The 15,718-nt window shown below is 50.7% G+C and carries 14 protein-coding genes and 2 rRNA genes; 4 read left to right on the top strand and 12 right to left on the bottom strand.

Translation table 11 applies throughout. The features are described 5' to 3' along the window. Positions 1–13 precede the first annotated feature (13 nt). From flgK to flgB, 10 genes are all read right to left on the bottom strand, one after another. Positions 14–1,939 carry a flagellar hook-associated protein FlgK gene (gene flgK / locus ACWI0H_RS00460; protein ID WP_485874543.1) on the bottom strand — a complete coding sequence of 642 codons (1,926 nt, stop codon included), beginning with the start codon at positions 1,937–1,939 and terminating at the stop codon, positions 14–16. Positions 1,940–2,012: 73 nt separating this feature from the next. After that, entirely contained in the window at positions 2,013–3,047 is a 1,035-nt protein-coding gene (flgJ, locus tag ACWI0H_RS00455) for a flagellar assembly peptidoglycan hydrolase FlgJ (RefSeq protein WP_485874542.1), read from the bottom strand. After that, positions 3,047–4,177, bottom strand: coding sequence for a flagellar basal body P-ring protein FlgI (locus ACWI0H_RS00450; RefSeq protein WP_101145850.1), 1,131 nt, complete (start codon positions 4,175–4,177; stop codon positions 3,047–3,049). The genes flgJ and ACWI0H_RS00450 overlap by 1 nt, the downstream gene beginning before the upstream one ends. 61 nt (positions 4,178–4,238) lie before the next feature. After that, positions 4,239–4,928, bottom strand: a complete 690-nt coding sequence (locus tag ACWI0H_RS00445; RefSeq protein WP_101145851.1) for a flagellar basal body L-ring protein FlgH — start codon at positions 4,926–4,928, stop codon at positions 4,239–4,241. A 35-nt stretch (positions 4,929–4,963) separates the two neighbouring features. Further along, positions 4,964–5,746, bottom strand: coding sequence for a flagellar basal-body rod protein FlgG (flgG, locus tag ACWI0H_RS00440; protein ID WP_101145852.1), 783 nt, complete (start codon positions 5,744–5,746; stop codon positions 4,964–4,966). A 50-nt stretch (positions 5,747–5,796) separates the two neighbouring features. Further along, positions 5,797–6,555 carry a flagellar basal-body rod protein FlgF gene (gene flgF / locus ACWI0H_RS00435; RefSeq protein WP_485874541.1) on the bottom strand — a complete coding sequence of 253 codons (759 nt, stop codon included), beginning with the start codon at positions 6,553–6,555 and terminating at the stop codon, positions 5,797–5,799. Positions 6,556–6,586: 31 nt separating this feature from the next. Further along, the gene (flgE, locus tag ACWI0H_RS00430; RefSeq protein ID WP_101145854.1) at positions 6,587–8,098 is read right to left on the bottom strand and encodes a flagellar hook protein FlgE; all 1,512 of its coding nucleotides are present in this window, start codon (positions 8,096–8,098) and stop codon (positions 6,587–6,589) included. 34 nt (positions 8,099–8,132) lie between these two features. Next, entirely contained in the window at positions 8,133–8,822 is a 690-nt protein-coding gene (locus tag ACWI0H_RS00425) for a flagellar hook assembly protein FlgD (protein WP_101145855.1), read from the bottom strand. Between the two features lie 2 nt (positions 8,823–8,824). Continuing rightward, positions 8,825–9,235, bottom strand: coding sequence for a flagellar basal body rod protein FlgC (flgC, locus tag ACWI0H_RS00420; protein ID WP_101145856.1), 411 nt, complete (start codon positions 9,233–9,235; stop codon positions 8,825–8,827). A gap of 31 nt (positions 9,236–9,266) precedes the next feature. After that, the gene (gene flgB, locus ACWI0H_RS00415; protein WP_485874540.1) at positions 9,267–9,701 is read right to left on the bottom strand and encodes a flagellar basal body rod protein FlgB; all 435 of its coding nucleotides are present in this window, start codon (positions 9,699–9,701) and stop codon (positions 9,267–9,269) included. 202 nt (positions 9,702–9,903) lie between these two features. Here flgB and flgA point away from each other — a divergent pair, with 202 nt between their 5' ends. The 4 genes from flgA (at position 9,904) to ACWI0H_RS00395 (ending at position 12,262) form a co-directional block, all read left to right on the top strand. Further along, entirely contained in the window at positions 9,904–10,620 is a 717-nt protein-coding gene (flgA, locus tag ACWI0H_RS00410) for a flagellar basal body P-ring formation chaperone FlgA (RefSeq protein WP_485874539.1), read from the top strand. A gap of 36 nt (positions 10,621–10,656) precedes the next feature. Then, positions 10,657–10,983 carry a flagellar biosynthesis anti-sigma factor FlgM gene (flgM, locus tag ACWI0H_RS00405; RefSeq protein ID WP_485874538.1) on the top strand — a complete coding sequence of 109 codons (327 nt, stop codon included), beginning with the start codon at positions 10,657–10,659 and terminating at the stop codon, positions 10,981–10,983. Between the two features lie 12 nt (positions 10,984–10,995). Next, the gene (locus tag ACWI0H_RS00400; RefSeq protein WP_176303466.1) at positions 10,996–11,445 is read left to right on the top strand and encodes a flagella synthesis protein FlgN; all 450 of its coding nucleotides are present in this window, start codon (positions 10,996–10,998) and stop codon (positions 11,443–11,445) included. Between the two features lie 76 nt (positions 11,446–11,521). Beyond that, positions 11,522–12,262 carry an SDR family NAD(P)-dependent oxidoreductase gene (locus ACWI0H_RS00395; protein WP_485874537.1) on the top strand — a complete coding sequence of 247 codons (741 nt, stop codon included), beginning with the start codon at positions 11,522–11,524 and terminating at the stop codon, positions 12,260–12,262. Positions 12,263–12,331: 69 nt separating this feature from the next. On the opposite strand, the gene rrf is transcribed toward ACWI0H_RS00395, so the two are convergent. Continuing rightward, positions 12,332–12,447: ribosomal RNA gene (rrf, locus tag ACWI0H_RS00390) — 5S ribosomal RNA — on the bottom strand. 148 nt (positions 12,448–12,595) lie between these two features. Further along, a 23S ribosomal RNA gene (locus tag ACWI0H_RS00385) occupies positions 12,596–15,508 on the bottom strand. Between the last annotated feature and the right edge of the window lie 210 nt (positions 15,509–15,718).

Below are 15,718 nucleotides of genomic sequence, written 5' to 3'. Positions count from 1 at the left end.
GACTCCTAGTAAGTTAGCTTCGCAGACCTAAAATGGTGTCAAAAATATTGGAAGCCGTATCAATCACACGTGCGTTCGCTTGATAATACTGCTGAAAGCGGATCAAATTAGCAGCTTCTTCATCTAAGCTAACGCCTGATTCAGACTGCTGTACTGCCTTTAATTGATCGGTTAAGCCTTGACGTGCATCTAAATTAACTTGAACAATATTAGTTCGATTACCTACATCGCTCACAATGGATGCATAGGCGCCACTAACAGAAGCACTACCACCCACAATCGATTCAGCCTGCATATTTTGCAGCGCCAGGGCGTTACGATTATCGCCCGCGCTAGCGTCACTACGGCTGATGACAAGACTAGCTTCACCGGCGGTTGTAGGAAGTGCATCCAGGGTGAAGCTTATACCTTCAATACTGATGTTGTCTCCCGCTTCTAGAGGTGTACCAGAAGCAAGGACTGAGTCGCCCCGTGTAACGGTCGCTGTTGCTGTTGTCGGTGTAACAACCGTCAGGGCACCAGCACCGTCAACTTTTAGTTCATAACCCTCATTAGCGCTAAAAGCACCGCTTGCAGCAGTTAGTTGGCTAATGTCCAAATCACCTTTACTTTCAACCAAGCTGGCCGCAGCAATTTTATCTAGATCAGTAATATTGCTATCCATACCGCCAGCGGCGCGGCGAACGGGCTGTACTTCAAAACGATCTCCGTTTTGAGCCGTATTAAAATCAGTAAAAACGACATTGACACCGCCAAAGCTTAGCGTGTCTGTAGTATCCTCGAATTCAACATCGACTAACGAACCATCATCTTTACGAGTAACTTCAAATGTTGGTGGTGTAGCTGCAGCGTCAGTCACTTTAATAGAGTAATCGGTCGCTTTTAATGCACTGATATCTTCCAGGTCAAAAGTCGCTTCAACGCTAGCGCTGCCACCATTCTCAGCATTAAAGTAAGCATTTGGCTTACCTAAGCTGAAAAACGCTTCGCCTTGATCTCCTTGTAAATCTACCCCTTGCTGATGCTGCTCATTAAAAGCTAATGCCAATGAGGAGGCTAACTGGCCAATTTGATTCTGCGTTTTATCTAGCGTGTCTGAGCGAAAGCTCATCAAACCACCTAACGCGCCACCGCTAATCAATCCCTCGTCTAAAGCAACTAAATTTCCGTTTCCTTGGGCTCCCTCTCGGTAACCCACTACCACTCTTTGCGGATCACTTTGCGACTCTATCGCTTCAAGTTTATAAGCGGTATCACCGGTAACAAGCGGCTGGCCATTAGGAAGAGTTAGATTATAGGTTTTACCATCTTGGATATTAAGGCGCACATCCAATCTTTCGTTTAACTCGGAAATCATCTGATCACGCTGATTTAATAGGCTATTCGGTGCTTCACCTAATTGCGCTCTTGCTAGAGAAATTTCACGGTTAATCGATGCGATTTGAGTCGTCGTATTATTAATTTGAGTGATTTCATCTTTTATTTGCCCATTAACACCTGACTGCAAATCTTGGAGATAACCATCAAACGAACGGAACTGGGCAGACAATGTATTAGCAGAGCCTAACACACCCTGGCGCGATGCAGGGTCAGAAGGTGCGCTGGCCAAATCTTCAAGGGAGGAAAAAAAATCCTGCATCAATGGTGCCAAACCAGCTTCACGATCGGCAAGCAAGTTATCGATTTGCGTGACTTGCGTGCTATAAACATTTAGAGCACTAGACTGGGATTTGGCATTATTCAGCTGAGCAGCGACAAATGTGTTGTATTGTCGTTCAATATCCGCGACGCGCACGCCAGAGTTATTATTACTTTCGTTAAGAACCGTAATTTCCCGATTGTAGCCAGGCGTATAGACATTACTAATATTATTACTAACCGTATTCAGGGCATTCTGTGCCGCATTAAGGCCGCTTAACCCAATCGAAAACATGCTCATGGTTCAATTCCTTAGGCTGATACCTATACATGTTACAAGTATCGGCAGTGCGCAAAAAAACTTGAGGAAAGGGCTAGCGAGAATCTGCCAGGAAATCGTCACCCGCGTTAAGCGGCCCCATCGACTTCATTACTGCCACTAGTTTATCGGCATAACGCGGGTCAGTGGCATAACCACCACGCTGTAACTCTTGCGCTGCCTGCTCGGCACTCGGTGCCTGGACAACACCGGCATAGCGCGGGTTATTACTGATCAGGCTGGCATAGTCGGTAAAAGCGTGCTCAAACGACTCGTAAACGCGGAATGTGTCGACTACCGGAGTACGTCGCCCATTGATATATTCATGCGTCACAATGTCAGTTGTTTCGCCCTGCCAATGGCTACCTGCTTTGATACCAAACAAGTTATGGCTGTTATTTCCATTGCGAGTGGCAATTTCGTGCCGACCCCAGCCCGTTTCTAACGCCGCCTGGGCCAAAATTAATTCAGCAGGAACGCCAGTCGTAGCGCTAGCCGCCTGGGCTGGAGCCGCTAACGTTTGCATAAATTGGTCGACGTGACCTGAGGCTGCCTGCTCTCGCTGATTTAACGCGGACTCATCGACTGTATTACCTTTCTCCACACCTTGGCGAATGGCCTCAAGCTCAGCCAGGAATTGCCCGCTGCCCTGTGAGCTTGTTGTGCCAGTAGCGCCCGGATCTACCGAGAAAGAGTCATCAAGTATTCGGGGCGTGCCACGGGGAATACCGGCGATTAGGGCTTGCAGCTCTTGATCTGCATTGGCTGCTGGCTCTGCTTTTGAAATAGCACCTTGGCGCTCTAACTGCTCAACGAGAACATCCGCAAGGCCCATGCCACGCGAAGCCATCACTTGGGACCACTGTTGATCCAGCATCGATTGATAGGTATTCGTCGCGCTGCTATTCATCAGTCCTGAGGTGGGTGTCGCTTCGCGCATACTCTTCATCATCATCTGAATAAACAACGCTTCAAATTGCTGGGCTGCGCCATCTACGCCAGCTTCAGGGTCGACTCGGGCGGTGTGTTGAAGCCGTTGAAAGCCGCTCACATCCAGGGCGAACTGACTGCTCATATCATTCGCGCTCATTAAATGACCTCCAGCTCAGCGCGTAGCGAACCCGATGCTTTTAACGCTTCTAGAATCGACATTAAATCCTGGGGTGTGGCGCCTAACGCATTCAATGCATTGACCACTTCGTTGAGCTGCGCGCCTTCTACGATTTGCAGATAAGCCTCTTGCTGATCAATTTCAATATCCGCATCAGGTACGACGACCGTCTCTCCCTCGCCAAACGGGTTAGGCTGGCTAACGCCAAACTGGGTATCAATCATGATCGACAGACTGCCGTGGGCTACCGCCGCTTCTCGCAATGTGACGGCACTGTTCATTACGACCGAGCCGGTACGTGAATTCAGCACAACAAGCGCTGGTGCCTCAGTAGGTGTTACCTGAACGTTTTCGACACGGGCCATAAAGTTGACCCTTGCATTGTCATCGGTAGGGCCATCCAGGGCGATGACTCGACCATTTCGTGCGTAGGCAACCGACTGGCCAAACTCGTTATTAATCGCCGTCACCATGCGCTGAACGGTGCCAAAATCGGAATCGTTGAGCTGTAATTCAAGCATCCCACCGTTACTGCCCAGGTTAAGCGGCACTTCTCTTTCCACCAGGGCACCATTGGGGATACGGCCTGAGGCCTGTTGGTTAATCTGAACGCTACTGCCACCAGCCTGTGCACCCGCCCCACCTACGAGCATATTGCCTTGGGCAATCGCATAAGTATCCCCGTCGGCACCTTTTAGCGGCGTCATTAACAGCGTACCGCCTCGCAAGCTGCGCGCATTGGCAATCGACGAAACCACTATATCCAACCGCTGGCCCGGCCTGGAAAATGGCGGGAGATCAGCCGTTACCATCACTGCAGCCACGTTGCGCAATTGTAAGTTCGTACCTGCAGGTACCGTCACCCCAAGCTGGGAAAGCATGTTGGTCAGGCTTTGACTGGTGAAAGGCGCCTGGGTTGTTTGGTCACCGGTGCTATCAAGGCCCACGACTAACCCATAGCCCACCAGCTGGTTATCGCGGACACCGGCAAAGCTCGAAAGCTCGCGAACACTCTCCGCTTGGGCGGGTAGTGCCAGTGAACACATCAGCACTAAGACACCCAGCTGAACCAACCAGGTGTTGCTTGTTCGATAACCACTTAATCGCATCGCTATTGCCCGTCGTAACAGTGTTATTGGTCGCTTTAACATTGATAGCTCCAAATAGGGGCTAGAATGGCGAGACGTTTAAGAAGAAACGTTGTAGCCAACCCATGTGCTGCGCTTCGTTGATATAACCGTCACCCACATACTCAATACGCGCATCAGCCACCTGAGTGGAAGGAACGGTATTTTGTGCGGTAATCGTGCGCGGGTTAACCACGCCTGAAAAACGGATAAACTCCGTTCCCTGATTGATGGCAATTTGCTTCTCGCCCCGTACACGTAAATTGCCGTTATTCATGACTTCTAACACCGATACGGTAATCGTACCGGTAAAGGAGTTATTCGCCTGCGACCCACCACTGCCGGTAAAATCGTTCTCACCGGAAACATCGTAGCCGTACTCAGCAAGAGTATCGAGAATATCTGGAAGCTCTGCCAATTCCAGGCTAGCACTGCCACTACGACCTGCGTTGGACTGCGAATTCTTGCTCGCACTGACTTCTTCATCCAACACAATGGTCAAAATATCGCCAATCGAGCGCGGCCGGCGATCTTCAAAAAGCGGCTGATACCCTTGCCTTGCCTGATAAATAGAGCCATTAGGGATGGGTGGTGGACGATCAACAATACTGATCTGCTCCTGCTCTCCCACCACTGAGGCTCTTGGAATTTGAGCGCACCCGGCAACCACCAGTATTAAGAGCGCCAAGCCAGCTAGTGCAATACGACGTAACATTGGGTGCAACTCCAGCATGACGCAACCTGTTAGTAAACTTTATTGAAAAACCGTTACAGCTGGCTCAAGCGTGCCAACATTTCATCGCTGGTAGAGACCGCTTTGCTATTAATTTCATAGGCGCGTTGGGTCTGAATCATATTGACCATTTCTTCAACCACATTAACGTTGGACGTTTCTACATAGCCTTGGAATAGACGCCCAGCGCCGTTCATTCCGGGCATATTTTCGTTAGGTGCGCCTGAGGCCCCTGTTTCAAGATAGAGGTTGCCCCCAACACTTTCTAAACCTGCCGGGTTAATAAAGGTACTGACGGTGATTTGCCCAACTTCATTATCAATAGCCACGCCTGGCTGGCGGACGCTCACCGTACCGTCTTCACCTACATTCACTGACAGTGCGTTGGGAGGTAAGAAAATAGCAGGCTCAACGGGATAGCCATTAGCCGTCACCATCTGGCCATTTTCGTTTAGCTGAAAACTGCCGTCGCGGGTATAAGCATTAGTCCCGTCGGGCATCAATACCTGAAAAAAGCCTTCGCCATCAATGGCTAGATCACGCGAGTTTTCCGTTTGCTCTAAACCACCTTGGGTATGCAAACGCTCAGTGGCCACCGCGCGAACACCGGTACCAATTTGCATGCCTGAGGGCAGGCGATCCTGAATATTGTTCTGAGCCCCTGGCTGACGCATATTTTGATATAACAAGTCTTCAAACACGGGACGTGAGCGTTTGAAGCCATTGGTACTGACGTTGGCCAGGTTATTTGAAATGACATCTAGCTTGGTTTGTTGCGACTCTAGACCGGTTTTAGCGGTCCACAATGACTTAATCATAATTATGCTCCCTTGGCCGACTGACTCACATCAGCATTGAATGGCCAACATCAACCTTGAATAGATAGAATGCCGTTGGCACGCTGGGCGTTTTCGTCAGCGGTACTGAGCACTTTCATCTGCATATCGTAACGGCGTGCCACATCGATCATTGAAACCATGGCATCGACGGCACTCACGTTGCTGCCCTCAAGCGCGCCGCTCACTAGCTTGGCATTCTCGTCGGCGGGCAAGGCGCCCGGTCCACCTTCCTCATTAGGAGGTGCACGAAACAGGCCGTCCTCACCACGGGTTAGCGCTCCCTCTTCGGGTGTCACTAACTTAATCCGCCCTACTTCGACGAGCGCTTCTGGCCCTACGCCCTCGGGAATGGCACTAATGGTCCCGTCGGCACCGATAGAGACTTGCGCGCCTTGCGGCACGGCAATAGGGCCACCTTCCCCCATCACCGGGCGCCCTACATTAAGCAGAACCCCATCACTGTCAATTTGGAGATCGCCGCGCCGCGTATAGGTTTCGGTACCATCGTCCGCCTGCACTGCCATCCACGCATCGCCCTGCATCGCGACATCAAGTGTGCGCCCCGTAAACTCAACGGGCCCCTGTGAAAAGTCACTGCCGGGCGTGGTGGTCACCGCTGACGTCCGCGTTGCCAGCAACGCCTCACCCTGCACGGGCACAGAACGAGCAGCCTGTAGCTGGGCACGAAAACCAGTAGTACTCACATTCGATAGGTTATTACTCACTATCGACTGTTGATCCATACTGTTTTTGGCGCCACTCATGGCGGTATAGAGCATTCGATCCACGGTACTTACTCCTTACAAGATTGACCGACTATTAAAGATTAATAATGGTCTGCAGGAGCTCGTCCTGGGTACTAATCGACGTCGAGTTCGCTTGGTAAGCACGCTGGGCAACGATGGTATCCACCAGCTGTTTTGCTAGGTCAACGTTGGAGTTTTCCAACACGCCAGACTCAATGGTGCCGAATACGCCGGTACCACCAGTACCTATAATGCCGATACCTGAGGCATTGGTTTCGCGCCATGCGTTGTCGCCTATAGACTGGAGGCCCTCTTCGTTTGCAAAGTTAGCTAATACAATTTGCCCTGCATCACGGCGCTCTTCGTTGGTATAAATACGAATAACACGACCATCGCGTGTTATTTCTAACCCAGCGAGGCTGCCGGAGGTATAACCATCTTGCGTCAGTGTATTTTGCACAGAGTTATTGTTGAACTGGGTAGTTCCAGTCAGTGCAAAATCATAGTTAAGCGGATCAGCACCATCACCCACAATAAATTCTAAATTTGCAAAGGCTTTCGTTAGGCCTGCATTGTCTACCGAGGCTTGGTTGAATGCTTGAGTCGCATCTTGACCATTGGCGGAAGCATTATCTACATCAAGATTCACTGGGGTAGTAGCCGTACCAAAAGCAAGCCGATAACCGGCATCAGCGACACCAACTATATCGTCTTCATCTCTAAGTCCAGCCCCTGCCCCATCAAGATCGCTATATTTAGCAAGCTGTCCATTACTGTTAAACTTCAGCCAGAACGAATTCTCCAGATCTTGCGCAGCATTATCCACTCCATCAAATGAAAGCTTCCCATCAACAGCTTGAAACGCTTTCCAGGTATTATCATCTACCTTTTCATAATACATCGTAATATTGCGTTCATTTCCCAAGGAATCGAACGTAGTGAAACTATTGGAAAAGTGATACGAAACATCGAGTTCAAGTGGATCGCCTGTTGCATCAAAAGCACCGTCGTTATCAACCGTGATTAAATCACCATTTCCATCCACTGCTTGGACAGTTGCTTGCTGCAAACCCTGTCCTGGTACTGTACTGGCATTCAAATTATAGGTAGCTGCCACGTCCGCAGTAGCCTTTGCAGGAATGTCAGCTGATGAAATATTTAGCGCTTCAGGGGCTCCTCCTGGCACAACAGCTGAAAACGGATCATTAGGATCAGAAAGACCATACCCCGTTAACCGCTGGCCTGATGCATTCACCAAAAAGCCTTCATTATCTTGGCTAAATTGACCATTTCGAGTATAAGCGGCTTCACCACTCGTTTGTTCAACCCGGTAAAAACCTTCACCAGCCACTGCCAGATCCAAAGTGCGACCCGAGGTTTCCAAATCACCTGCCGCAAAGTCTTGACGAACATCTGAAATTTTTACGCCCAGGCCCACTTGGCTACTTGCACCGGCAAATACATCAGAAAATATTGCACCTGAGCTTTTAAAGCCGACCGTTTGCGAGTTCGCAATATTATTACCTAAGATCTTTAGGTTTTCTGACTGTGCATTCAGACCGCTTAGTGCTTGAGAAAAACTCATTTCATTCTCCTAGAAGACAATTTATGTTACTAAATCAAAGGATTTGTTTAACATCATTCAGGCTGATTTGACCATAAATCGCCCCTAGGTCCAGCCGAACACCACCGTTAACATCGTTAGGTGTCACGCTATTGACGATCGCATAGTTAAGCGCGGTTGATTCAATGGCTTCGCCTTCAGCGTCCGTCGCCTCTAACTGAACGGCATAGCGATTACTGGCAACCACCTCGCCCTGGTCATTCTCCCCGTCCCACTTGAAAGACTGCACACCCGCATCAACTGCCCCTAAATCATAACGGCGAATAACTTGGCCACCCTGGCCAACTATCGTCGCTTGAACATTGGCGGCGGGCTGGTCTAATTCAATCCCAAAAGGTGTTGAGTAAGGTTGACCTTCGCTATCTTGCTCCAACATGATTTGACGCCCAGGTACCATGACCCCCTGGCCAATCAACCCGCTCGCCTGCAATGCCTGATTGGCATCCATTTGGCTGGTGATGCTCTGTAACGTGCTATTCAGCTGCTCAATACCGCTTACCGTGTTGATCTGTGCGATTTGAGACGTCATCTCCGCGTTTTCCATGGGTTTAAGCGGGTCTTGATTTTGCAATTGCGTAATCAATAGCGTCATAAAGCTATTACGCAGCTCGTCTGATTGACTCTGCTTTAGCTGAATACCACCACCATTGATATTCGACAACGTGGTTGGATCAATAGTACTCATTGTTAGCCCTCTCCCAGCGACAGCGTCTGCATCAGCATTTGCTTACTGGTATTAAACACTTCAACGTTGGCTTGATAGGAGCGCGAAGCAGAAATCATATTGACCATTTCATGCACAGGCTCAACATTGGGTTTTGCGACATAGCCCTCTTCATCCGCTGCCGGGTGGTTGGGCATGTACTCCATGCGTAGCGGTGAGTCGTCTTCCACCACTTCGGTAACTCGCACACCGCCAACGCCATAGCGGTTGCCTTGTGCCTGGGTCTCAAACATGACCTGTTTTGCTCGGTAGGTTTCCCCATCAGGCCCGGCAACACTATCGGCATTGGCCATGTTGCTAGCGGTAACGTTCATTCGCTGGGACTGGGCACTCATTGCCGAACCGGCAATATCAAACGTAGAGAACATCGACATCGTTGCTTAACTCCTCACTAATTTGGCCTGGTTATTCGGGCTGCATGGCATTTTTCAGCCCTTGAATACGGCTGTTGAGCATCGTAAGGCCGACTTGATAACGAACAGCGTTATCCGCAAACTGCGTGCGCTCACGATCCATATCAACCGTATTACCATCCAAACTAGGCTGGTCGGGAATGCGGTAAAGTAAATCGGCGTTGCCCGCTCCACGCCATGCGGGGCCTTCTCCAGCAATATGGTTGCCAGCGGTACGCGCCAATGTCAGACCGCCGCCGCTATTACTAGATGCATTCTGAGTACCGTCTACTGCTTTTTTCAGCTCACTAGCAAAATCGATATCACGCGCTTTATAGTTGGGTGTATCTGCATTGGCTATATTCGCCGCCAGCACTTCGTGGCGTGCCTGGCGCAAACCGACTGCTTGCTGGTGATAGTTAAAGGCAGATTCCAGTTGATCAATCATGCCGACCCTCGCGTTGAGGCAAAAAATAAAATGGATTTTGTTGATGATGAAGAATACGTCTGGAACTGTCAGCCTAAAGCATGGAACAGCTGGCGTTTCTACCAGCATTTCGCGTGATACGGCTGCTACCTTTTCGCTACACTGACTGACCGGTAGCCTCATCAGCCTACTTCTCCAAGTTCTTCAGCAAGTGACCCCTTCCATGCTACGAAAGCGCGTTACTCAGCCAAGCATGCTTTGCTACTGCCAAGTGATTTTTTTATTGGCAATGCTAGCCGTGACAGCTTTGACTAAGGTTCAGGCTGACGACGATGCTCTGCTCCAGCAAGTACACCAATTTTTGTATCAGGAAACCCAGGCATTAGGCGAGGAAGTGGTGATTGACCTGCGGCCACCGTCTCCGCATTTGCCGGAATGTATTCAACCAGAGCCATTTTTACCCAACGCAAATCAAGCCCCCTTGGGCCGCGTTTCCGTTGGGGTACGTTGCGGTGAAAACGGCCGACAAGTGCGCTACTTACAGGCGCAAATTGATGTCATTGGTAGTTATGTGGTGGCAGCGAGAGATATTGAACGAGGCACGTTGATTACTTCGAATATGCTCAGCGAACGTGGTGGTAATTTAGGCGATCTTTCGGCACAAGCTTTGACGGCTGAAGAAGACATCGTAGGTAAAATCACCCAGCGGCCCATTCGTACTGGCAGCGCTTTTTTGGCGCATTACTTACAAGCTCCTGACTTGGTTGAACGTGGGCAGCGCGTTACTGTCGTAGCGCAAGGCTCAGCTTTTCGCGTTTCGCGTGAAGGTGAAGCGCTAGAAAATGGCGCTCTTGGTGAACAAGTAAGGGTGCGTTTTGGGTCACGGGAAATCATGACTGCCCGCGTCACTGATCGAGGTATTTTGGTGGTGGATTTTTAACGCATCGCCTAAAGTTATACCCTGCGCTGCCGATATATGGCTATAGAAGCTACACTAGGCGCCAAGCGCATCGACGTTGACGATGAGGCAGACAACGTGAAAATTGATAACATTAACTCGCTATTACGCTCGAATCCTACGCAGCAGCGGGATGAAACGCAAAAAGCGGAGAGCGTATCGCCAGCCACACCGGGCGGCACGACTCGTGAGTCGACCCAACTGAGTCAATCGAGTATTGATGAGTCTCAGGATATCGATACCGCCAAAGTTGAAGAGATTCGAGACGCTATTCGTGAAGGGCGCCTGGAAATGCGCGCAGACCGAATTGCTGACGGTCTAATTGCCAATCTTAAAGATTTATAGGGGACGCTTTAAATGAGCCTTGCATCTTTGCTTACCGACCAACGGCAGCGCCTTGATGCGTTAATTTCGTTGTTGTCCAACGAGCAAAACCTTTTGACGCAAGGTGACATTGACGGCGATGCGTTAGCTCAAGTTGCACACGAAAAGCAGTCATTATTAGCCGAGCTAGAGCGGATTGAAACTGTGCGCCGCAATGTACAGAAACGCCTCGGTTATGATGAAGGTGCTATTGGCGCTAGATCAGCAGCTGTTGATGCTGGCTGTCAAACAGCATGGGAAAGCCTGCTTGAAAAAAGTGAGCGCGCCTCACGCATGAACGAGCTGACGGGACAAATGCTGTCAGTACGAATGAAGCATAACCAGGCAATGCTGGATTACATCCGCCAAATTGCAGAAAAAACGCTGTATAAGCCGGATGGTCGTAATAGCGCTCAACCTGGCAGAATCAACGCTTCCGCCTGATATATTCCCTCGACAAGTTCCCTGCATAACGTTTCAATGAAAGCCCTCCTCACTAGTAGGATTCCAAAGGCTTTCCATGTTTTATTTGCTGCCTCATCATTATACAGCGCTGGTTGTTGGCGCATCGGGAGGAATAGGCGCTGCCATCATTAAGCAGCTGCTCTCTTCCTCCCAGCTCGGCCACATTATTACGGTAAGCCGTAAACCATCACAAATTGACCACCCACGCCTTACTCACCTGATGCTTGATGTTTCTCAAGAACAGGATAGGCAGGCGCTTCAAAATGCATTGGCTGCCCGGCCTGTTCACTTCTTCTTTAATGCCATTGGCATCCTTCATGATGAAGCTAAACAACTGGTTCCTGAAAAGCGACTTGATCAGCTGAGTGTTGAAAACCTAACGCAGACAATGAATATCAACGCCTTTACGCCTATCTTGCTGCTGGCGGCTCTGAAAGACTCTTTCAAAGGGACACACCCTGCAGTAATCGCCAGTCTTTCCGCGCGGGTTGGCTCCATCGAGGATAATCAGCTAGGTGGCTGGTACAGTTATCGAGCCAGCAAAGCAGCGCACAACATGCTGCTTAAGACGGCATCAATAGAGCTCAAGCGGCTTAACAAACAATGCACCGTGTTATGCCTGCATCCTGGCACTACCGATACGGCACTCTCTAAACCTTTTCAAGCAAGAGTGCCTAACGAGCAGCTCTTCACGCCTGCATTTGTAGCAGAGCAGTTGCTAGAAGTTATCACTCAGCGAACACCCGATGATAACGGTACTTTTTGGGCTTGGGACGGCCAACCTATCGACTGGTAAGAGCGAGGTATTTTTCTTTCACGCACACAAAAAACCCAGCCGGGTGGCTGGGTTCTTCGTGGTATAGGTGCCTGACGATGACCTACTCTCGCATGGGGAGACCCCACACTACCATCGGCGCTAAGCGGTTTCACTGCTGAGTTCGGCAAGGGATCAGGTGGTTCACGCGTGCTATGGTCGTCAGGCGTAACGGTTAATGTACATCATGCTGACTGTTTTAACTAAACTGTGATCGTCTCATTGCCAAGCCCTGTGTCTTAACCACGTGGCTTAGCATGCATATCCGGCTTTTAATGGTGCGTCATCATCGCGACCAGACCCCTTGGGTGTTATAGGGTCAAGCCTCACGGGCCATTAGTACACGTTAGCTCAACGCCTTGCAGCGCTTCCACACCGTGCCTATCCACCAGCTGGTCTCGCTGGGCCCTTCAGGAGGCTCTAGGCCTCAGGGATGTCTCATCTTGAAGGGGGCTTCCCGCTTAGATGCTTTCAGCGGTTATCCCGTCCGACCATAGCTACCCGGCAATGCCACTGGCGTGACAACCGGAACACCAGAGGGTCGTCCACTCCGGTCCTCTCGTACTAGGAGCAGCCCTTCTCAAACATCCAACGCCCACGGCAGATAGGGACCGAACTGTCTCACGACGTTCTAAACCCAGCTCGCGTACCACTTTAAATGGCGAACAGCCATACCCTTGGGACCGACTTCAGCCCCAGGATGTGATGAGCCGACATCGAGGTGCCAAACACCGCCGTCGATGTGAACTCTTGGGCGGTATCAGCCTGTTATCCCCGGAGTACCTTTTATCCGTTGAGCGATGGCCCTTCCATACAGAACCACCGGATCACTAGAACCTGCTTTCGCACCTGCTCGACGTGTCTGTCTCGCAGTCAAGCACCCTTATGCTCTTGCACTCAATGCACGATGTCCGACCGTGCTGAGGGTACCTTCGTGCTCCTCCGTTACTCTTTAGGAGGAGACCGCCCCAGTCAAACTACCCACCACACACTGTCCTCGATCCGGATAACGGACCTGAGTGAGAACGCCAATGATGCCAGGCTGGTATTTCAAGGTTGGCTCCCTCCGAACTGGCGTCCAGAGTTCAAAGCCTCCCAGCTATCCTACACAGGCAACATCAGCGTCCAGTGTGAAGCTATAGTAAAGGTTCACGGGGTCTTTCCGTCTAGCCGCGGGTACACCGCATCTTCACGGCGATTTCAATTTCACTGAGTCTCGGGTGGAGACAGCGTGGCCATCATTACGCCATTCGTGCAGGTCGGAACTTACCCGACAAGGAATTTCGCTACCTTAGGACCGTTATAGTTACGGCCGCCGTTTACCGGGGCTTCAATCAAGAGCTTCGCGCCCTCTACAAGAGAGGGGCTAACACCATCATTTAACCTTCCGGCACCGGGCAGGCGTCACACCCTATACGTCCGCTTGCGCGTTAGCAGAGTGCTGTGTTTTTAATAAACAGTTGCAGCCACCTGGTATCTTCGACCGGTTCGGGCTTAGAGAGCAAGTCTCATCACCCTACGCCGGCGTGCCTTCTCCCGAAGTTACGGCACCATTTTGCCTAGTTCCTTCACCCGAGTTCTCTCAAGCGCCTTGGGATTCTCACCCTGACCACCTGTGTCGGTTTGGGGTACGGTCGCACATGATCTGAAGCTTAGAGGCTTTTCCTGGAAGCGTGGCATCAGTGACTTCCTGACCGTGGTCAGTTCGTTTCGTGTCTCGGCATTCTCTTTGAAAGAGCGGTCCGGATTTACCTAAACCGCTTGCCTACTCACTTTCACCAGGACAACCAACGCCTGGCTCACCTAGCCTTCTTCGTCCCCCCATCGCAACCATGTCCGGTACGGGAATATTGACCCGTTTCCCATCGACTACGCCTTTCGGCCTCGCCTTAGGGGCCGACTCACTCTGCTCCGATTAGCGTCGAACAGAAACCCTTGGTCTTCCGGCGAGGGAGTTTTTCACTCCCTTTATCGTTACTCATGTCAGCATTCGCACTCGTGATACCTCCAGCAGACTTCTCAATCCACCTTCATTGGCGTACACGACGCTCCTCTACCGCTCATTCCTAAGAATGAACCCGTAGCTTCGGTACCTGGTTTAGCCCCGTTACATCTTCCGCGCAGGCCGACTCGACTAGTGAGCTATTACGCTTTCTTTAAAGGATGGCTGCTTCTAAGCCAACCTCCTAGCTGTCTGAGCCTTCCCACATCGTTTCCCACTTAACCAGGATTTCGGGACCTTAGCTGACGGTCTGGGTTGTTTCCCTTTTCACGACGGACGTTAGCACCCGCCGTGTGTCTCCCACGCGTTACTCACCGGTATTCGGAGTTTGCCTCGGGTTGGTAAGTCGGGATGACCCCCTAGCCGAAACAGTGCTCTACCCCCGGCGGTACTACGTGAGGCGCTACCTAAATAGCTTTCGAGGAGAACCAGCTATCTCCGAGCTTGATTAGCCTTTCACTCCGATCCACAAGTCATCCAAATCTTTTTCAACAGATCCTGGTTCGGGCCTCCAGTTGATGTTACTCAACCTTCACCCTGCTCATGGATAGATCGCTCGGTTTCGGGTCTATATCCAGCGACTGTGTCGCCCAGTTAAGACTCGGTTTCCCTACGGCTCCCCTATACGGTTAACCTCGCCACTGAATATAAGTCGCTGACCCATTATACAAAAGGTACGCCGTCACCCAACAAGTGGGCTCCGACTGCTTGTACGCACACGGTTTCAGGATCTATTTCACTCCCCTCTCCGGGGTTCTTTTCGCCTTTCCCTCACGGTACTGGTTCACTATCGGTCAGCCAGGAGTATTTAGCCTTGGAGGATGGTCCCCCCGTCTTCAGTCAAGGTTTCTCGTGCCCCGACCTACTCGATTTCACATGCTCAGATTTTCGACTACGGGGCTATCACCCGCTACGGCCGCGCTTCCCAACGCATTCGCCTAATCAGTCACATGCTTAAGGGCTGGTCCCCGTTCGCTCGCCGCTACTAGGGGAATCTCGGTTGATTTCTTTTCCTCAGGGTACTTAGATGTTTCAGTTCCCCTGGTTCGCCTCGTACATCTATGTATTCAATGCACGATACCGATCTTATGATCGGTGGGTTTCCCCATTCAGAAATGCCCGGGTCACAGGTTGTTGCCACCTCACCGAGCCTTATCGCAGGCTACCACGTCTTTCATCGCCTCTGGCTGCCTAGGCATCCACCGTGTGCGCTTCATTGCTTGACCCTATAACCCGAAGGAGTCTGGACTCGCAATGATCACGTTTCATTTTGCCGGATACGCTGACGCGTATCACAATTTAAGGAGCACTTCTTGCGAAGTGTTCTTGTCAGCATGATATACATTGTTAAAGAGCAGCTGTTCAATGAACAGTGATAAAGCGGCGAGCGATAACTAAAACAGCAGTTACAGTACAGCGACTTATCAGTGGTCACG

Source organism: Halomonas sp. NYA30, from assembly GCF_976980765.1.
This window is presented reverse-complemented; position numbering and strand designations above follow the sequence as displayed.

Coding starts and splice junctions, on each gene's coding strand:
- flgK (WP_485874543.1), bottom strand. CDS start 1,939: ATGAGCATGTTTTCGATTGGGTTAAGCGGCCTTAATGCGGCACAGAAT.
- flgJ (WP_485874542.1), bottom strand. CDS start 3,047: ATGAGCGCGAATGATATGAGCAGTCAGTTCGCCCTGGATGTGAGCGGC.
- ACWI0H_RS00450 (WP_101145850.1), bottom strand. CDS start 4,177: ATGCGATTAAGTGGTTATCGAACAAGCAACACCTGGTTGGTTCAGCTG.
- ACWI0H_RS00445 (WP_101145851.1), bottom strand. CDS start 4,928: ATGCTGGAGTTGCACCCAATGTTACGTCGTATTGCACTAGCTGGCTTG.
- flgG (WP_101145852.1), bottom strand. CDS start 5,746: ATGATTAAGTCATTGTGGACCGCTAAAACCGGTCTAGAGTCGCAACAA.
- flgE (WP_101145854.1), bottom strand. CDS start 8,098: ATGAGTTTTTCTCAAGCACTAAGCGGTCTGAATGCACAGTCAGAAAAC.
- ACWI0H_RS00425 (WP_101145855.1), bottom strand. CDS start 8,822: ATGAGTACTATTGATCCAACCACGTTGTCGAATATCAATGGTGGTGGT.
- flgC (WP_101145856.1), bottom strand. CDS start 9,235: ATGTCGATGTTCTCTACGTTTGATATTGCCGGTTCGGCAATGAGTGCC.
- flgB (WP_485874540.1), bottom strand. CDS start 9,701: ATGATTGATCAACTGGAATCTGCCTTTAACTATCACCAGCAAGCAGTC.
- flgA (WP_485874539.1), top strand. CDS start 9,904: ATGCTACGAAAGCGCGTTACTCAGCCAAGCATGCTTTGCTACTGCCAA.
- flgM (WP_485874538.1), top strand. CDS start 10,657: ATGGCTATAGAAGCTACACTAGGCGCCAAGCGCATCGACGTTGACGAT.
- ACWI0H_RS00400 (WP_176303466.1), top strand. CDS start 10,996: ATGAGCCTTGCATCTTTGCTTACCGACCAACGGCAGCGCCTTGATGCG.
- ACWI0H_RS00395 (WP_485874537.1), top strand. CDS start 11,522: ATGTTTTATTTGCTGCCTCATCATTATACAGCGCTGGTTGTTGGCGCA.